Source organism: Hominifimenecus sp. rT4P-3, assembly GCF_051055405.1.
Taxonomy (GTDB): Bacteria; Bacillota; Clostridia; order Lachnospirales; family Lachnospiraceae; genus Pseudolachnospira.
Genome location: NZ_CP167068.1, coordinates 601255 through 617018, shown reverse-complemented (window position 1 = coordinate 617018; position 15764 = coordinate 601255). Strand labels below are relative to the sequence as shown.

16 protein-coding genes and 5 tRNA genes are annotated in these 15764 nt (G+C 48.7%); 4 read left to right on the top strand and 17 right to left on the bottom strand.

All coding sequences use genetic code 11. From position 1 onward, the window contains the following. Positions 1 to 157: 157 nt before the first annotated feature. Together ACCC71_RS02975 and ACCC71_RS02970 are read left to right on the top strand one after the other, a co-directional pair. Entirely contained in the window at positions 158 to 289 is a 132-nt protein-coding gene (locus ACCC71_RS02975; protein ID WP_434310948.1) for a hypothetical protein, read from the top strand. 627 nt (positions 290 to 916) lie between these two features. After that, on the top strand, positions 917 to 1504 hold the full coding sequence (locus ACCC71_RS02970) for a manganese catalase family protein (RefSeq protein WP_434310947.1): 588 nt from the start codon (positions 917 to 919) through the stop codon (positions 1502 to 1504). A gap of 81 nt (positions 1505 to 1585) precedes the next feature. Here the strand turns inward: ACCC71_RS02970 and ACCC71_RS02965 are convergent, their stop codons facing one another. From ACCC71_RS02965 to ACCC71_RS02940, 6 genes are all read right to left on the bottom strand, one after another. Next, positions 1586 to 1798, bottom strand: coding sequence for a cold-shock protein (locus ACCC71_RS02965; RefSeq protein ID WP_434310946.1), 213 nt, complete (start codon positions 1796 to 1798; stop codon positions 1586 to 1588). A gap of 228 nt (positions 1799 to 2026) precedes the next feature. Then, positions 2027 to 2644, bottom strand: a complete 618-nt coding sequence (locus ACCC71_RS02960; protein WP_434310945.1) for an ABC transporter ATP-binding protein — start codon at positions 2642 to 2644, stop codon at positions 2027 to 2029. Continuing rightward, a complete protein-coding gene (locus ACCC71_RS02955; protein ID WP_434310944.1) occupies positions 2641 to 3588 on the bottom strand; it encodes an ATP-binding cassette domain-containing protein in 948 nt (315 codons plus the stop codon). The genes ACCC71_RS02960 and ACCC71_RS02955 overlap by 4 nt, the downstream gene beginning before the upstream one ends. 8 nt (positions 3589 to 3596) lie before the next feature. Then, positions 3597 to 4430, bottom strand: coding sequence for an ABC transporter permease (locus tag ACCC71_RS02950; RefSeq protein WP_434310943.1), 834 nt, complete (start codon positions 4428 to 4430; stop codon positions 3597 to 3599). After that, positions 4427 to 5377 carry an ABC transporter permease gene (locus tag ACCC71_RS02945; RefSeq protein WP_434310942.1) on the bottom strand — a complete coding sequence of 317 codons (951 nt, stop codon included), beginning with the start codon at positions 5375 to 5377 and terminating at the stop codon, positions 4427 to 4429. Before ACCC71_RS02945 ends, ACCC71_RS02950 begins: the two co-directional genes overlap by 4 nt. Before the next feature lie 45 nt (positions 5378 to 5422). Further along, complete coding sequence (locus ACCC71_RS02940) at positions 5423 to 7099, bottom strand: ABC transporter substrate-binding protein (RefSeq protein ID WP_434310941.1); 1677 nt, start codon at positions 7097 to 7099, stop codon at positions 5423 to 5425. Positions 7100 to 7487: 388 nt separating this feature from the next. Between ACCC71_RS02940 and ACCC71_RS02935 the strand changes: the two genes are divergently transcribed. After that, a complete protein-coding gene (locus ACCC71_RS02935; RefSeq protein WP_434310940.1) occupies positions 7488 to 9026 on the top strand; it encodes an ATP-binding cassette domain-containing protein in 1539 nt (512 codons plus the stop codon). A gap of 184 nt (positions 9027 to 9210) precedes the next feature. On the opposite strand, the gene ACCC71_RS02930 is transcribed toward ACCC71_RS02935, so the two are convergent. Next, positions 9211 to 10866, bottom strand: coding sequence for a Na/Pi cotransporter family protein (locus tag ACCC71_RS02930; RefSeq protein WP_434310939.1), 1656 nt, complete (start codon positions 10864 to 10866; stop codon positions 9211 to 9213). A gap of 208 nt (positions 10867 to 11074) precedes the next feature. Between ACCC71_RS02930 and ACCC71_RS02925 the strand changes: the two genes are divergently transcribed. Further along, positions 11075 to 11464 carry a hypothetical protein gene (locus tag ACCC71_RS02925; RefSeq protein WP_434310938.1) on the top strand — a complete coding sequence of 130 codons (390 nt, stop codon included), beginning with the start codon at positions 11075 to 11077 and terminating at the stop codon, positions 11462 to 11464. A 4-nt stretch (positions 11465 to 11468) separates the two neighbouring features. Here ACCC71_RS02925 and ACCC71_RS02920 read toward each other — a convergent pair whose 3' ends face one another. The 10 genes from ACCC71_RS02920 to ACCC71_RS02875 form a co-directional block, all read right to left on the bottom strand. Beyond that, positions 11469 to 12374, bottom strand: a complete 906-nt coding sequence (locus ACCC71_RS02920; RefSeq protein WP_434310937.1) for a DMT family transporter — start codon at positions 12372 to 12374, stop codon at positions 11469 to 11471. Between the two features lie 103 nt (positions 12375 to 12477). Then, positions 12478 to 12550: transfer RNA gene (locus tag ACCC71_RS02915), tRNA-Lys, on the bottom strand. 17 nt (positions 12551 to 12567) lie between these two features. Continuing rightward, a tRNA-Gln gene (locus ACCC71_RS02910) sits at positions 12568 to 12639 on the bottom strand. 3 nt (positions 12640 to 12642) lie between these two features. Continuing rightward, positions 12643 to 12718 (bottom strand) — tRNA-His (locus ACCC71_RS02905). Between the two features lie 46 nt (positions 12719 to 12764). Next, a tRNA-Gly gene (locus ACCC71_RS02900) sits at positions 12765 to 12835 on the bottom strand. Positions 12836 to 12846: 11 nt separating this feature from the next. Next, positions 12847 to 12921 (bottom strand) — tRNA-Pro (locus tag ACCC71_RS02895). Between the two features lie 69 nt (positions 12922 to 12990). Further along, on the bottom strand, positions 12991 to 13476 hold the full coding sequence (locus ACCC71_RS02890) for a metallophosphoesterase (RefSeq protein ID WP_434310936.1): 486 nt from the start codon (positions 13474 to 13476) through the stop codon (positions 12991 to 12993). Then, positions 13473 to 14084 (bottom strand): XTP/dITP diphosphatase, encoded by a 612-nt coding sequence (locus tag ACCC71_RS02885; protein ID WP_434310935.1) that lies wholly within the window; start codon positions 14082 to 14084, stop codon positions 13473 to 13475. Before ACCC71_RS02885 ends, ACCC71_RS02890 begins: the two co-directional genes overlap by 4 nt. Then, positions 14074 to 15225 carry a THUMP domain-containing class I SAM-dependent RNA methyltransferase gene (locus ACCC71_RS02880; protein ID WP_434310934.1) on the bottom strand — a complete coding sequence of 384 codons (1152 nt, stop codon included), beginning with the start codon at positions 15223 to 15225 and terminating at the stop codon, positions 14074 to 14076. Before ACCC71_RS02880 ends, ACCC71_RS02885 begins: the two co-directional genes overlap by 11 nt. An 81-nt stretch (positions 15226 to 15306) precedes the next feature. Next, a complete protein-coding gene (locus tag ACCC71_RS02875; RefSeq protein ID WP_434310933.1) occupies positions 15307 to 15594 on the bottom strand; it encodes a rhodanese-like domain-containing protein in 288 nt (95 codons plus the stop codon). Positions 15595 to 15764: the final 170 nt, after the last annotated feature.

The following is a 15764-nucleotide window of genomic DNA, read 5'->3' as shown; positions in this document are numbered from 1 at the left end:
CACCACCTTTTTCTTTTATCCTATTTCTTTTTTTCTTCTTCTATGTAAAATTCAAGTATCAAAAAAGGAGTTTTTACAGTTCCATCTACTAAATCTCTTGATGCGCCATAAAATAAATAAATAAATAAATAATACCTTCCATAAAAGGAGATCGCCGATGAAAAAAGAACTTTCCGCACGCCCTTCCCAGGTTTCCTGCGTCTACGGCCCGCCCCTTCTGCTTCACCAACTTTCAAAGGAGCGTAAAATACAGCTGGCAGAACGCGCTGCCGCACGTACGCATTCTTAGCGGATCACTTTTTATCCTATAGGGATTCGGGTGTCAGAAGGGCTCTGTGGGAAACGTGTCGGAATATTTTGTATTTGCAGAAGCGTTAGTACTTCTTAGATTTCGGGAATTTGTCTTATGAACAAAAATAAGACTGTCTGAGCGCAGCGAGTTTCTTATTTTTGTGAATGCTTTTCACAAATTTACGAAATCCTAGAAGTACTCGCTCCGAAACTCTACAAAATATTCCGATACTTTCCACACAGAGATCTCCGGACACCCAAATTATAGGATAAAAAATAAGACGCCCTGCGACCGACTTCGCAAGGCGTCATCCTTTGGGAGGATATAGAAAGAGTGTGCTCTTTCCCATCAGCGTCTCTGCGGCCTGGCGTTCCGAGTAACCCGACCTCCCTTTAGAACAGGAAAAGGAATGAACAAAAACGCTTTGAGTATTAGTGTAAAGAAAAATTATTCCCCTGTCAAGCATTGCTCATCTAGATACATAAACCCTCCCTAATTTTATATATTTTGATCAAATACAGCCAAGTGTCGCCTTAAATTCAAGGTGTTTTTCGCTTTTCTCTGAAAATAATCTGCCCCTTTCTTTCATTCCATTTCCCAAAAAGCTTTTTTAAAAGTATTTAAATGATCTCCTTTTCCTTGGCAAAGGTATGTGCGCATTCTCTTATTTTGCCACCCGGAGGACCGGATGGTGAAATCAGCGCTTCCATGCGGTATCTATCCCAACGCTACTCCATGCCCTTTGCGATGGCAAAAGGAACCCTGACCGATATCGGTACTGAAGAATTGGCCCACATGGAAATCATCGCGGCCATCATCCATCAGCTGACTCGCAACTTGACCATGGAAGAAATCGAAGCTTCTGGCTTTGGTCCTTACTATATCGACCACACCACCGGTATCTGGCCGCAGGCTGCCGGAGGAATCCCGTTCAATGCCTGTGAATTCCAGAGCAAAGGCGACATTATCGCCGACTTGGTGGAAGACATGGCAGCAGAGCAAAAAGCGCGTGCAACCTACGACAACATTTTGCGCACCATCCATGACCCGGAAATCTGCGACCCGATCCGTTTCCTGAGAGAACGGGAAATCGTCCACTTCCAGAGATTTGGCGAAACCCTGCGCAATGCCAAAGAAAATATCGAAACCAAAAACTTCTACGCGTACAACCCCAGCTTTGATCAGCCGCCGAAATCGTGTGGATGCAAATAGAAAAATTTCTTTGGAATTTCCTATGAAAGAAAGAAAAGAGCTGTCCTCAACATTTCTGTTGGGAACAGCTCTTTGGTCTTGTTAGATCGCGGTTACATTGACAGCTCTAAATTTGTTGCTGTTCTTCGGATCCGGTTCTACGTCAAAGGAAACCGACTGCCCTTCGTTCAGTGTCTTAAAGCCTTCTCCCACAATCGCGGAAAAATGAACGAACAGATCGCTTCCATTTTCCTCATCTGTAATAAAGCCGTAGCCTTTTTCTGAGTTAAACCATTTTACAGTACCTTTGCTCATTTGGGTACCTCCATCTTTTTATTGTACCCATAATAAAACAAATGCACCGAACGTACCATCCATAAGAGGTTGATCGTACGATCCGGCGCAAAATCAATGTCTATATTTGGAATACTTTGTAAGTATATAATACAAATACCAGATAGTCAAGTGTTTTCTCTCAAAAATTCTCGACATAAAAACATGTTTCCAGATCATCCATGATCTTTTGCTCTATTGTTTTCCAGCTTACACGCCTTTTCCTTCATCCAACATCACAAGACGGGTGCACACCTTTTCTAACAGCTCCACACTGTGGCTGACACAGAGCAAACCAATTCCCCGTTCTTCCGTTTCCCGCATCAAAAATTTCCAAATCTGACTCTGGGTAATCAAATCCAACATCGTACTAATCTCATCCGCCATCAGAAACTTTGTCCGCTTTCCCAACGCCCTTGCAATACAAAATCGCTGAAGCTCTCCGCCGGAAAGTTCCGCTGGAAACCGTTCTCGCCAGCCATCCTCAATCCCCAGGCCACGAATCACGCGCTCTTCCACCTGATCGCCATCCCGAAGCACTTCTTCCATCCGCAGTCTCGGATTCACGGCATATTCCGGGTGCTGCCAAATCATCTGCACCGGACAGTAGTCTCGAAACAAATCCAACGGCTTTCCATCCAGCAGGACTTCCCCGCTCTCCGGCTTTTCATAGCCAGCCAAAATCTTACAAAGGGTTGTTTTCCCAAACCCACTCGGCGCAAAAAGCCCGACCCGTTCTCCGCTTTCTATTTTTAAAGAAAAATCGTTCCATATTTTCCGCTCCGCTTCTGCATAGCGGAACGAAATCTTTTTCGCCTCTAAAATCACGAAGTTCCCCTCTCTCTGGCCACATCTTTACACTTCACGCATCGTACCATCCCGTCTCCCACTGAAATTATTGGGATTTTCCTTTGGCATATCCCGCTAAATATAGGACACCGCGGCCCATAGACGCATCCATCCGGCCGTGTCTCTCCATAAGGTTGACTGCCCGGCTCCGCCTGAAATCCATGGGACGGCATGGCCCTCCAAAGCGCTTTTGTATATGGGTGGCATAATGTTTCCTCTTTTTGAAAAGCCGACGCTGGTTCTTCTTCCAACGTCTCGCCAGCATAAAAAACTACGATCCGATCCGCCGTCTCCACCGCCAATTCCAAATCATGGGTGATCAGTAAAACACCCGCTCCGTTATTCGCCATATCTCGAAACGCCTGCATGGTCTGCTTAGCCGCCGCCAAATGCATTCCTGGCGTCGGCTCGTCGGCAATCACAAGCCGCGGCGTTCCCATACGGGAAGTCGAGACAAGAACCCTCCTAGCCATACCGCCGGAAAGCTCAAAGGGGTACTTCTCTTCCGTTCCCTCAGGCAGCCCCACCTGATGGAACAGCTCCCGCATTCGGCTTTTCTGATCTTTCTTTGAAGAGCTTACCTGCGCTCCCACCTTCATCAACGGGTCCAGATAGGCCACGCTCTGGGGAACTAGGACAATCTCTTTTCCCCGCAGCGTTTTCAGCCGTTTCTTGGTCAATGGTTCTCCCTGATAAAAAATCTCCCCCTGGCAATGGCTATTATAAGGAAGAATCCCCAAAATCCCATGAGCCAGCAAGCTCTTTCCGGAGCCGCTGGAGCCTACCACAGCGACCAACTCGCCTTCTCTTATCCGAACGTTCAAATCCCGGATCACCGTCAACTCTCTTTGACGAAGCCCCGTCTCATATTGCGTGAAGGAGATCGAAAAATTCCGAATATCCAATAAAATTCTTTTTTCCATATGTCCCCCTAACGATGCGCGCTGCCCGGATCCGTCAATTTCCGAAGGCATTCTCCCAGGAGATCAAAGAGCATCACGGTTAACACCAGCATCGCCCCAGGGAACAATGCCAACCACCATTTTCCCGTAACCAAGTATTTCATACTCTCCGATAAAATCACGCCAATGGCGGGCTGTTCCGTGGACAGTCCAAAGCCGAGAAACGTAATGCTGGCTTCATGGAGAATTGCATGGGGAAACAGCAGCACCAGCCCTACTAAAAATTGTGGCAGGAGATGGGGGAGCATATGCTTCTTTGCAATTTCCCAGTTGCTGTGCCCCAGCTTCCTTGTGGTGCGGATGTATACGCTCTCCTTTAATTGCAGAACCTCCGCCCGGATAATCCGAGCCAGAGAAGTCCAATGGGTCAAAGAAACGCCCAATATTACGCCGACAAGTCCTTTTCCAGCGGCATAAGAAATCAAAATTAGCAGTAAAATATGGGGAATTCCCATGATCAGGTCAATCAGCCAGGTAATGGCAGCGTCTACCCGTTTTCCCATTGTCGCTGCCGCCACCCCCAAAAGCCCGGCAATGACCGCGCTGACTCCTGCCGCACAGACGCCGATCACAATACTAATGGACAGCCCCGTTATGGTACGGGCCAGCATATCCCGCCCTAGCCAGTCCGTTCCAAACAAATAAGAAAGACAAGGCGTCAGATTTTTCCTGGAAAAATCCGTAGTCAACGCAGCGTCCCTGCCGCTGATTCCCCAAATCGCCACGCCGGCCAGATAGAAAATGGCAAGCCCGATAAGAATCAGCGTTTTTGTTCTTTGATTGATCTTTACCCGCGCTTTCATTCCCGCTCACCCCCTCGCCGGATTCTTGGATCTACTACGCCGTACAGGATATCGGCAAGGAAGTTCCCTATAAAAACAATCAACGCTGTGATCATCGTGATTCCAAGAAGAAGCGGCACGTCTCTGCCGGTTCCCGCCGCCACAGCCGCCTGCCCCAATCCGGGGTAAGAAAAGACTTGTTCTACCAACACAGAGCCCCCGATAATCTCGCTGATCGAAGCGAACTGCAGCGTCATGGCAGGCAGCAAAATATTTCGAAGACAATGACGGCGGATAATCTGCCCGGTACTCTCGCCGCGGGCGCGGGCAAATAGCACATATTCGCTTTCCATCACATCAATGACTTTCTGCCTGGTGTGCAGCGCAATATTGGCAATGCCCGTAATACTAAGGGTCGCCGCAGGCAAAATGGCATGGCGAAGACGATCGAGAAAAGTGACGCTCTCCGCTTCCATTCCAATGGGCACGCTCAGTCCCACAGGCAATAGATTCAGCCAAACGGCAAAAATCATTAAGAGCAGCAAGGCCAGCCAAAAAGCCGGCGTGCTGGCGATCGTTAAGGAATACGCTTTTACCACTCGATCCGGCCATCGTCCTCGGTTTACCCCCGCCACAATGCCAAGCGTCAATCCCAGTGCTCCCGAAATCAACCAGGCAAACAACAGCAAAAAGAGGGAGTTCATTAGTTTGACCCCAATCACGTCCGAAACGCTCTGACGGTACAAAAGTGAAACTCCCATATCTCCCCGCACAAAATCTCTGGCCCAGTTCCAATACCGCTCCAAAGGGGGTGTATCCACCCCCCAATAGGATTCCAGCTTTTCCTTCTGCTCTTCGCTCATCGCCCCCAACGCTGCCTGGCCTACATTGGCCTGCAGCGGATCAATGGGCGACAGCGTAACCAGTCCAAAAGCAACCAAACTGACTGCTATCAGTAATGAGAGCATCCGAAGTAATTTTTTTCCTACCAATTTTACATTCTTCAAGATTGTTTATTTCCATTCCCATTCATCGACATTGTTAACGATCGACCAGCCATGGCCATGAGGGTGAATCTTCTGATCCGCTACCGCAAGACCGTCCCGCACAAAGTACAGATGATCCACATTGCAGAGCCAAACCCATGGAACGTCGCCTTCCTGGGTGACGCCGGCGGTCCCGTCCCACTGCGCTTTCTGCCAAAGCTCATAGGAATCGGAAAGCTCGGTCTCCAACGCCTGATCCATATACCGATCTACCGCCTCATTGCTATAAGGAGAGTATTCCGCCAAGCCAGTCTGCGCCTTCGTATGATAAATGTTATAAAGCTCCATTGGCGTATGAGCGCCCCATCCCCAAACCAAAGGCTCGCTCTGCGCCCGGTCATAGGCCACATCCCAGCCGACGCCTTCCGTTTTCACCGAGATGCCCAGCTCCTTCAGCTGATTGGCCGTATCCTCGGCCAATGCCTGACGGACAGAATCCCCATTGCTGAACATCAGCGTCATTTCCGCACGCACGCCGTCTTTTTCCCGAATCCCATCCGAGCCAAGGCTCCATCCTGCTTCCTCCAAAATCTTCACCGCTGCCTGCGGATCATAAGAAACCTCGGAATCCGGATTATACCACGGCATCTTATCGCAGATGCTATAGGCCGGCGTCCCATGGCCGTTTAACACATTTTGAATCATCTCTTCCCGATTCAAGCCAATATTGATCGCCCGGCGAACCGCTATATCGGAAGTGAAATCATTTCCTATCGTAAGTCCGTCTTTTTCCGCTTTCTTTATAGATGGCAAATTAAATCCCCGATTGTCCACGCTGGCTGCCGAAAAGAGATAATAACCGTCCAAAGTCAAATCGGAATAGGATGCCGCCGTATGGGCCACGTCTACCTGCCCCGCCTGGGCAGCTGCCAGGGCCGCTTCCTCCTCCATAAACAAAACCGTTACCTTCTTCATCTTCGGCTGCTCTCCATAGTAATCGGGATTCGCCTCGAAGATCACCTGCTGGCCCTTATCCCACTGTTTCATGATGTAACGGCCAGAGCCAATGGGGCGCTGGCCATAACTTTTATCATAAGCATGCTCCGGCACAATTCCCACAATCGCCATCGTATAGGGCCAGATGGAGTACGGCTTTTCCATGTGGAATTCCACGGTAGTATCATCCACCGCAACCGCTTCCTTCAACATGGTAAAATCATTAACCGTACTTTTTTCTTTTACTTTGTTATAGGTAAACGCCACATCCGACGCCGTCAAAGCCTCCCCGTCGGTAAACTTCACATCGTCCCGTATTTGAACCACCCAGGTCAGCCCATCTTCGCTCATCTGATAGTCCGTGGCTAAATCCTTCCCAATCTTTAAATCCTTCGTCGTCACCGTCAGAGTGCTCTGGATCAACGGTTCATGAACATGCTCTCCGGCGCCCCAGCCATAGGCCGGGTCAAATCCCGCCTCCGGTTCTGAGGTAGGCGGCATCGTCACGACAACCGAGCCGCCCGCTTCCGTTATGCTCACATCAGATCCTTCCGCCGAAGTCCCCGCACTCGGCATCTCTGTCCGAGCAGCCGTACCTGCTTGCGTACCGGAAGCGGTCTGTGTTTCCGGCGCCTGGCTGCCACAGCCAGCCACAAATAGCGCGGCGGCAACAGCCGCTCCCAACGCCCTCCTTATATTCTTTTGCATCGTCTCATCCCCCATTTTATACTAGCTTTTCATTGCTCATGAACAAGGCCCCCGATATCCGCCTCATTACGACACTCATTGTAGCAAATTGAGAAATTCTTCACAAGCCCCCCTGGGGGATATTCGTACAACTTTTTTGCAAATTGACAAGGTTGTTCTTCCATGCTATAATTCCCCTAGCAAAGAAAGAAAGGGGATAACATGTTTCAGTAAGCGATGATTCGTGAACGACAGAATATTTTTACCAGTCTGCCCGGCAGATTTTTTTTCTGTATTCCGAAACATAAGCTGTGATACATGTTGTCTTGATATACAAAGGTCAAGTCTCTTTTTGTATCGCTAGTTTTCGGCGGGCAGTCAAACCGAAAGACGCAAAAGGAGGCTTTTTATGTTACAAATAAAGAACTTAACCATCACCCATAAAAAAGACTTGCGCCCGCTCCTCTCCGATTTTTCCTTTGTGCTGCGCCCCGGCGACAAGGCGGCTGTCATCGGTGAGGAAGGCAACGGAAAATCCACACTGCTAAAACTGATTGCAAAAGACCCTGACGCCGAACGCTACGTGGAATATAGCGGCGAAATTCTCCGAAACGAGAAACCGATCGGATATCTAAAGCAAGAATGGGAGGAAGAAGACAAAAAACGTTCTGTCTTTGATTGGATTTCTTCCCTTCCCTCCTTTTATGACCAGACGCCAAAGGAGCTTTCCGCCCTGGCCTCGAGACTTCACTTCCCTTTGGATTTATTTTTTTCTGAACAAAAAATCGGGACCTTGTCCGGGGGCGAACGCACCAAACTCCAATTTGCCCGCTTACTTTTGGATGCCCCGGATATCCTGCTTCTGGATGAGCCCTCCAACGACATGGACATGGATACATTGGAATGGCTGGAACAGTTTATTTCTACTTGTCCTCAGCCAGTCCTCTTTATCTCCCACGATGAAACGCTGCTGGAACGCACGGCAAACGTGATTATCCATTTGGAACTCGTGCGAAAAAAGTCAGTTCCCCGACATACCATCGCCCGTACGTCTTACCTAGCGTATGTTGAACAAAGAACTCGTCAGATGGAGCGGCAGGAACAGGCAGCCAAAAAGGAACAGAGCGAATTTGAAAAGAAACAAACGCGGCTTCACCGGATGGAACAAAAGGTAGCGCATCAGCAAAACGCGATCTCACGCCAAGACCCCTTTGGCGCGGCAATCCTAAAGAAAAAGATGCACTCAGTCAAATCCATGGAACGCCGCTTTGAAAAGGAGAAGGATAGCCTTACCAAACGGCCAGATTTTGAGGAAGCTATTTTCTTTCGCTTTTCCGATCAGATACAAATACCAGCGGGAAAACAAGTATTGGATTTTCAGCTCCCTGTATTGAAAGTTGGTGAAAAAATTCTGGCCCAGAACATTCGCCTTTCTGTTATTGGTCCAGAAAAAATCGGCATTTTCGGTGAAAATGGAGTTGGAAAGTCGTCCCTGTTAAAGCAAGTAGCCGCCTCTTTTTCCAACCGCTCCGACCTCTTTGCCGCTTATATGCCGCAAAATTACGAGGACGTTCTTAATATGGAGCAAACGCCGGTAGAGGCCCTTTCTCATACAGGAACCAAAGAAGAGATCAGTCGTATTTGTACGTATCTGGGAAGCCTAAAATATACAAAGGAAGAATGCAGTCATCCGATACGCGAGTTATCGGGAGGGCAAAAAGCCAAAATTCTCCTGCTTTCCCTCTCGCTGTCCGGCTGCCCTGTGCTGCTTTTGGACGAGCCGACCCGGAATTTTTCCCCGCTCTCCAATCCAGTGATCCGAGATATGCTCCGTTCTTATTCCGGAGCGATCATCAGCGTTTCCCATGACAGAAAATTTTTGAGGGAAGTGTGCACCAGACAATACCGTTTGACCCCGGAGGGCCTGATTCTGGCAGAGGTGGAATAATCTTTCCCCAAACGCGCACCATTTTCGGAAGATACCATATGATATAGTACGTGGATGCAAAATCCACAATGCCAACGGAATTCCTCCTCACCTTTCCGAAAAAGAACGCAAAAAATTTCCTATCCAAAAACACAAAGCCGCAGCGGACCTTCCTACCGCCTGCGGCTTTCTTATTTAGGAAATATTACAGTTGCTCCGCCGCCACATACCCGGCAATATTTTCCGCATGGTCGCAGATTCTTTCCAGATTACTGATCGCGTCCAGGAAAATAACGCCCGCATGAGCCTGGCAATCGCCGCAGGCTAAACGGTCGATATGCTCCCCACGAAATTTCTTCTCCTTAGCATCTACTGTCTTCTCCAACTCCTCCACTCGCTTTACATCACAGATGCGTAAATGTGTGCGGGACGAAATTGCACATTCCACCGCTTCCGTTACACAGGCGCCCATCCCGGAGAGTTCTTCCAGCGCCATAGGAGAAAATTCCAGGTCGTTTTGAATGCGAGTCTGCGCCAATTCCGCCAGATTTTCTGCATGATCCCCCATACGTTCCAAATCGTTGATCGTATAAATCAGATTCCTTAGCTGCATAGACTGTGCTTCATTTAACGGCAGATGATTTAGCTTCACCATGTATTCTGTCAAAAGGGTTTCCAACTGATCGATCTCATCCTCCCGTTTCAATACCTGTCGGACTGCATCCTCGTCCCTATTTTTTAGGGCGTCCATCGCCGTTCGCACATTTTTCAGACACACGTTTCCCATGGCTGCCACTTCATAAGTCGCAGCCTCCAAGGCAAAGGCCGGCGTATCCGAGCGATACTCCGCCAAACGCTGGCGCACGCCTTGAATCGGATCGTTTTCTCCGCCGACTTCCTCCGGTAGAAGTTTCTCCGACAGCTTTACAAGCTTTCCCGCAAAAGGGAAAAGAAGCAGTGTATTGGTAACATTAAATACCGTATGGAACACAGAAATCCCTACGCTGTTGACGGGCTGAATTCCCCACTTCGGAAAAAGAACCAGCAGTAAAAAGCTGCCTGCACCAAAAATCACTGCGCCAATCACATTAAACAGCAGATGGATAACGGCCGCCCTCTTTGCCGTCTTATGTCCGCCAGCGCTGGCTAAAAGAGCCGTCACACAAGTTCCAATATTTTGCCCCAGCGTAATGTAAATCGCTGAATTCCAGGTTACCACACCGTTTTTTGCCAGGGTCTGTAAAATACCGACGGAGGCGGAAGAACTTTGAATCACCGCCGTCACCGCAGCGCCCGTTAAAATTCCCAAAATCGGATTTTTCCCAAGCAAAGCAAACGCCGACGCAAAGACGGGCGCATTCCGGTACGGCTCGATGGCTCCCGACATGAAACTGAGTCCCACAAACAATATCCCAAATCCCAGCAGAATTTCTCCTACTCGCTTTCTCCCAGACTTTTTGCTAAACATCTGCATCAAAGCTCCGGCCCCGATTAAAAGGGGAGCAAAAAATTCCGGTTTCAGGATGCTGCCCCACTCGCTCATGGATACCAGCCAACTGGTCACGGTTGTTCCAATATTGGCTCCCATAATCACGCCAACCGCCTGATTCAAACTCAGCAAACCGGCATTGACAAAGCCGACTACCATCACTGTCGTGGCGGAAGAACTTTGAATCACCGCTGTAATCAGCGCTCCTGCTATCACTCCCATCAAACGGTTATTTGTTAAAATCTCCAGCCATTTTTTCATTTTTCCCCCAGCGGACTGCTGGAGTCCTTCCGCCATCGTGTTCATTCCATAAAGAAACATGCCCAATCCGCCGACGAATTGAAAAAGCATGCCGATATCAGAAACTGTCATCTTCTCAGTCTCTCCTTTTTCCTCTTTTCTATTTGTTACCTTCACCATAACATAGGATTGTAAAATCTGTGTAAAGGTAGCACCTTTCGATTTCGCAAAGATTTCATTTTTTCAAAATAATAGTGCTGTCAGGTATTCGCCTGTTTTACAGGGAACGGAATCCTACACGGGGAATAACATATAGAAAGACTGCTTATCGCGAGGAAATATGAAAGATATTTTACATTATCTTCCGGTTCTGCTTGTCAGCATAGGAATGAATATCCTGCTTGGACTTTACTATAAAGTTGGAATCAACAAATTAAACTTTGACCTCAAATTTCTTTTCAATGGAATCGCCAAGGCTGGTATCATCGGCTTGGTATTTATCGGAATGGCATTTTGTTTTGACCGGGTCGATCTGTCCTCCCTCGGAGTCACTCCCTGCATTTTTATGCACTCAGCCATCTTTCTCTATATGGGAAAGGCAGTCAATAATCTGGCCAAAATACTTGGAATCCAAATAAAAAAGACAGCCGATGAATCGCAAGCTGCCTTTAATATCTCAGAAAAAACAAAACCCGCTCAGGATGAACGCTCGGATGAAACTAGTAGCTAGGTTCCTATTCCTTCCGCGCTCTTTCTTTTCCCCATTTTGCCTCCGAGATGATCAGCCCCGAAAGCGTTAATACTGTTCCCAGAATCGCCATAGGAGTAATCGTCTCGTGCAAAATCAGGGCGGAAGTGATCACCGTAATAACCGGTACCCCGTAAATGTAAACGCTCGTTTTTAAAACCCCTAAGCTGCGGACGGCATAGTTCCAAGTGACAAAACAGAGCGCGGACGCCCCAAGGCCAAGAAATAATATATTAAATAAATTTCCCGGCTGGGTAAAACGAACAAGCTCCAACCGAAAATCCATCAAAAAGAGGGCGGGTATCATAAAAACTAGACCATAAAAAAAGGTACGCCTGGTCGTCAGCACCGTGGGATATCCCAGACTGCTGATCTTCCTCGTCAGTATGGAATAAACGCCCCAAACAAAAGCTGCCGCAAAGGCCAGAAGATCTCCCAAGGGGTTTAATTGGAACGCTGCGCTCCCATTCCAGCTGATCAGCACAATTCCAGCAATCGCGGCAAGAAAGCCCAGAAAAAAGTTCCAACGCAGTTTTTCTTCCCTTAAAATCCAATGAGTTAAAATTGCTGCAAAAAATGGGGATACAGACAATACCACTCCCACATTGGAAGCCATCGTATAGGTAAGAGCAATATTTTCCAAAAGATAGTACAGCGTCACTCCGCAAATCCCCGCTCCGGCAAACAGCCACTCCTGACGCCGATCTGTCAGCTTTAATCGGCGGGGACAGGCCAAAAACAACGCTGCAATCCCAATGAAAAATCGAAAAAACAAGATCTCCACCGGCTGAAAATCCACTAACAACAGCTTTGTCGCAATAAAGGTGGTCCCCCAAATCAAAATGGTCAGGCTGGCAGCTAAGTGGCCTGCTGATGGATTTTTCTGATTCATCTCTTTTGTTTTCCCCTTTGGAATAGACTCCCCAACCGGGAAGTCTTGTCGCTTATCTTTCCTATAAAACAAAAAATCCCACGTTTCTACGTGGGTTTTACTATGAGCGATGGGGGATTCGAACCCCCGACAACTTGATTAAAAGTCAAGTGCTCTACCGACTGAGCTAATCGCCCCTGCGTCTACCGCCGAGCTGGGCTAGTTGGATTCGAACCAACGCATGCAGGAGTCAAAGTCCTGTGCCTTACCGCTTGGCGATAGCCCAATAGGGTGGGGGGTGGGACTCGAACCCACGACCTCCAGAGCCACAATCTGGCGCGCTAACCAACTGTGCCACGCCCACCATGTCAGGTCTATAGTCAGACGCAACATCCTCCTGCTTTCACAGGAAGCGGGTGATGGGAATCGAACCCACGTGTCCAGCTTGGAAGGCTGGTGTTCTACCATTGAACTACACCCGCATACTGCCGAATCGGGGTGACAGGATTCGAACCTGCGACCTCCTGGTCCCAAACCAGGCGCTCTAGCCAAGCTGAGCCACACCCCGTCCGAGCCCCGTACATTCGTTACAGACGCAAGAGTTATTATATTACAAGGGCCGAAATCTGTCAAGTATTTAATCTAAAAAATTTATGGTAAAATGAATTTCTCCCTTTGCATCAATTTCCAAAATTCCAAAGGACGGCTTCCTTCCTGGCTGACGTGGGTAAGACAGGCTGCCTGGATTCATCAAGGTTAACGCGCCCCGGTGATCGATCAACGGCCGGTGTGTATGTCCATAAAGCACCACCTGCGCTCCTCTTGCCTCGCCTTCCGCAGCTAACCGACTTAAGCCGGTAGATACGCCGTACATATGACCGTGGGTCATCAAAATGCGGTAATTCTCCAATACAATCTCCTTTTCCCGTTCTTCGTGAGAAAAGAAATCATTGTTTCCCGCTACAAACTCCACCGGCACATTTTCGCAGAGACTGCGGATCACATCCTCTTCCCCCTCCACGTCGCCCAGATGCAAGACCCGATCCACTGGGCTGACTCGTTCCAGGACGGTCACAAAGTGGTTCAGATATCGATGGGTATCGCTGACGACTAATACCTTCATTCCTCCTGCCCTCCCAGCCATGTTCGGATCAACGGCTTTATCTTTCGCAGCGCGTTTCCCCGGTGGCTGATGGCATTCTTTTCTTCAGCGGAAAGATCTGCGGTAGTGAGACCGCGCTCCGGCAAGTAAAAGATCGGATCGTATCCAAAACCGCCTTGGCCGCTGGGAGCTTCCGCAATCACGCCTTCAATGGTCCCTTCCGCCGCCGCTTCGCTTCCATCTGGAAAAACTGCGGCGATGGCACAAACAAAGCGAGCGCTCCGCGCCTCACCTGTTACTCCTTTCAAACGTTCGATAATCGCCTGATTTTTAATCTCATAGGAAGTATCTTCTCCCATATATCTGGCGGAATAAACACCCGGTTCTCCGTTTAGATAGTCCACGACAAGACCCGAATCGTCCGCCAGTACCAAAGCTCCCGTCTCTTTCTGCACTGCCCTCGCTTTAATTTTCGCATTGGCGGCAAAGGAGTCTCCGTCTTCTACAATATCAAGAGAAACTCCCGCCTCTTTCATGGACAAAATCTCCAATCCAAGATCTGCAAGAATTTCCCGCACTTCCCGCATCTTGCCTTCATTTCCGGTGGCAAAAATGATTTTATTCTTCATATTTCCTCCTTGGCGGTTTCGGCCCTAAAAACTGGTAAAAATAAGATTTCATCATACCATTATAAATTTTTCGGTTTTTATCCGCTTTCCGGCCCACATACTTTTCCGCATCTTCATAGGATGTAATCATATAGGCGGACCAGGAAGGAAGCGCCGCAAGCCGCTCGCCAATTTCCCGGTACAATTCCGGAAGCGCCGCCTTTTCTTCCAACCGCTCTCCATAAGGCGGATTCATAAAGAGAAATCCGTATTTCTTCGGATGGCTCAGTGCTTGAACCGGACGCTGTTGAAAATGGATCAGGTGATCCACTCCCGCCTCTCTGGCATTCTCCCGCGCGGCTTTTACCATATCTCCATCGATATCATATCCCTGGATATCGGTCTCTTCCGGCTCGATGACCAGACTAGCCGCCTCATCCGCCGCCTCATACCACATTTTTTTCGACAGCAGGTTGTCCCAGCCTTCGGCCAAAAAACTGCGATTCATGCCCGGCGCTATATGAGCCGCCATCATGGCAGCTTCAATAGGAAAAGTACCGCTGCCGCAGAATGGATCCACAAAAATCCGATCTCCTTTCCATGGCGTCAGCAAAATCAACGCCGCCGCCAATGTCTCTGTAATCGGCGCTTTGCTCACCAGCTTCCGATAACCACGTTTATGGAGGGAATCTCCCGTTGTGTCGATTCCGATTGTCACCACGTCTTTCAGGAAAAATGCCCGCAGCGGATAGCTGGCGCCGGTTTCCGAAAACCAGGTAACATGATAATGCGTCTTCATTCGATCTACAATTGCTTTTTTCATAATGGACTGAATGTCTGAGGCGCTAAAAAGCGTACTCTTGATGGAAGTTGCCTTAGCCACCCAAAACTTTCCGTCCCTGGGAATCCACTCCTCCCAGGGCAGTGCCTTTGTCTTTTCAAACAGTTCGTCAAAGGTTATCGCTCGGAATGCCCCAACTTTCAACAAGACCCGTTCTGCCGTCCGCAGAAAAAGATTCGCTCGGCAAGCTGCCTCCGGTCCTCCCCGGAACGTCACGCGGCCATCTTCCACCTGGACAATTTCATACCCTAAATCCAATATTTCTTTTTTACACACAGCCTCTAACCCAAAATGGCAAGGGGCAATCCATTCGTATTCCAAATACTTTCTCCTTACTGGAAACTCGCTTTATCTTTTAATACTAAAACAGGAACCGGCTCCTGTCAACCGGTTCCTGTCGATTCAAAGTTTCAAATATGAATAGCCTCCCACTACCGCGGCTGCTTGATATCCAAGTCGTTCCAGTTCGGCAGTTGCTCGTAGCGCTGTGCTTCCATGCTCACAAAGTAAAATATACTCTGTTCCTCTTGGAAGCCGCTGTTTCCAGGTCTCCATGTTCCCATAAGGGTAATTTTCCGCTCCCGGATAGTGTCCGGCGGCAAAATCCTCCGGGTCACGCAAGTCCAGCAGCCTACGGCGCCGGTGGAAGGTCATTCTCCGCAGGTCGCGAACCGATACGGTATTAACCATGGGAACCTCCCATTCTTGCTATAAAACAATATATGCCTCATGGAATCGCAAGGGTACAAAAAACCTGGAAGAAAAACATTTGCTTTTCTCCCAGGCTTTTGACGGGCGTCTTCCAGCAACTTCTATTTTTTTCTTAATCCTAAGCCGCCATCAAAGGAATTCGCCTTATT

Excerpts from the sequence above, each read along its gene's own strand:
- ACCC71_RS02975 (WP_434310948.1), top strand. The coding sequence starts at position 158 with ATGAAAAAAGAACTTTCCGCACGCCCTTCCCAGGTTTCCTGCGTCTAC.
- ACCC71_RS02970 (WP_434310947.1), top strand. The coding sequence starts at position 917 with ATGATCTCCTTTTCCTTGGCAAAGGTATGTGCGCATTCTCTTATTTTG.
- ACCC71_RS02965 (WP_434310946.1), bottom strand. The coding sequence starts at position 1,798 with ATGAGCAAAGGTACTGTAAAATGGTTTAACTCAGAAAAAGGCTACGGC.
- ACCC71_RS02955 (WP_434310944.1), bottom strand. The coding sequence starts at position 3,588 with ATGGAAAAAAGAATTTTATTGGATATTCGGAATTTTTCGATCTCCTTC.
- ACCC71_RS02950 (WP_434310943.1), bottom strand. The coding sequence starts at position 4,430 with ATGAAAGCGCGGGTAAAGATCAATCAAAGAACAAAAACGCTGATTCTT.
- ACCC71_RS02945 (WP_434310942.1), bottom strand. The coding sequence starts at position 5,377 with ATGCTCTCATTACTGATAGCAGTCAGTTTGGTTGCTTTTGGACTGGTT.
- ACCC71_RS02940 (WP_434310941.1), bottom strand. The coding sequence starts at position 7,099 with ATGCAAAAGAATATAAGGAGGGCGTTGGGAGCGGCTGTTGCCGCCGCG.
- ACCC71_RS02935 (WP_434310940.1), top strand. The coding sequence starts at position 7,488 with ATGTTACAAATAAAGAACTTAACCATCACCCATAAAAAAGACTTGCGC.
- ACCC71_RS02930 (WP_434310939.1), bottom strand. The coding sequence starts at position 10,866 with ATGACAGTTTCTGATATCGGCATGCTTTTTCAATTCGTCGGCGGATTG.
- ACCC71_RS02925 (WP_434310938.1), top strand. The coding sequence starts at position 11,075 with ATGAAAGATATTTTACATTATCTTCCGGTTCTGCTTGTCAGCATAGGA.
- ACCC71_RS02920 (WP_434310937.1), bottom strand. The coding sequence starts at position 12,374 with ATGAATCAGAAAAATCCATCAGCAGGCCACTTAGCTGCCAGCCTGACC.
- ACCC71_RS02890 (WP_434310936.1), bottom strand. The coding sequence starts at position 13,476 with ATGAAGGTATTAGTCGTCAGCGATACCCATCGATATCTGAACCACTTT.
- ACCC71_RS02885 (WP_434310935.1), bottom strand. The coding sequence starts at position 14,084 with ATGAAGAATAAAATCATTTTTGCCACCGGAAATGAAGGCAAGATGCGG.
- ACCC71_RS02875 (WP_434310933.1), bottom strand. The coding sequence starts at position 15,594 with ATGGTTAATACCGTATCGGTTCGCGACCTGCGGAGAATGACCTTCCAC.